Below are 959 nucleotides of genomic sequence, written 5' to 3'. Positions count from 1 at the left end.
GCGCCTGCTCGGCCGCGCGCTCGGCCGCGACGCGCTGCGCCTCCCGCTCGGCCGCGACACGGCGCTCCTCCTGCAGGCGGCGCTCCCCGCGGACCTCGGTGAGCCGGTACAGCACGGGCACGAGCACGAGCGTGAGCAGGGTGGAGGACACCAGGCCGCCCACCACGGCCACCGCGAGGGGCTGGGAGATGAACCCCGCGTGCCCCGTGATGCCCAGGGCCATCGGGGTCATGGCCAGGATGGTGGCCAGGGCCGTCATCACCACCGGGCGCACGCGGTTGAGCGCGCCCACCTCGATCGCCTCGTCCAGGGTCATGCCGCGGTCGCGGCGGTACTGGTTGATCAGGTCGATCAGCACGATCGCGTTCGTCACCACGATGCCCACCAGCATGAGCAGCCCGATCATCGTGGACAGTCCCAGCGGCGTGCCGGTGGCCAGCAGCGCCAGGAACACGCCCGTGGCGGCGAAGGGGATCGACACGAGCAGCACGAGCGGCTGGCGCAGCGAGTTGAACGTCGCCACCATCACGACGTACACGGTCGCCACGGCGGCCAGCAGCGCCAGTCCGAGGTCCCGGAACGTCTGCGCCTGCTGCTCCGCCGCGCCGCCCACGGCCGCGGTGACGCCCTCGGGCAGGTCCAGCTCCGCCACGGCCTGCGTGACCCGGCGCGAGACGGCCCCGAGGTCCTCGTCGTCCGGGGTCACCGTGACGACGGCGGTCCGCTCGCCGTTCGAGGACGTCACCCGGGCGGGCACCGGCACTCGCGAGACCTCGGCGAGGTCCCCCAGCGGCACGGGCCCCTCGGCCGTCTCCACGGGCACCTGGCGCAGGGCGTCGAGGGACTCGACCGGCTCCGGGTCACCCAGCTGCACCGCGAAGCTCTCGAACCCGAAGCGGACGTCGCCCACGGGCACGGCCTGCAGGGCGGCGGCGGCCTGGCCGGCCACCGCCTCCTCG

The 959-nt window shown here is 74.6% G+C and carries 1 protein-coding gene; it reads right to left on the bottom strand.

Annotated elements, in window-relative coordinates:
* A partial coding sequence (locus tag HMPREF3105_RS13445; protein WP_246830305.1) for an efflux RND transporter permease subunit occupies nucleotides 1-959 on the bottom strand: 959 nt, incomplete at both ends.

Source organism: Micrococcus sp. HMSC31B01 (genome assembly GCF_001816085.1).
Lineage (GTDB): Bacteria > Actinomycetota > Actinomycetes > Actinomycetales > Micrococcaceae > Micrococcus > Micrococcus luteus.
This window is presented reverse-complemented; position numbering and strand designations above follow the sequence as displayed.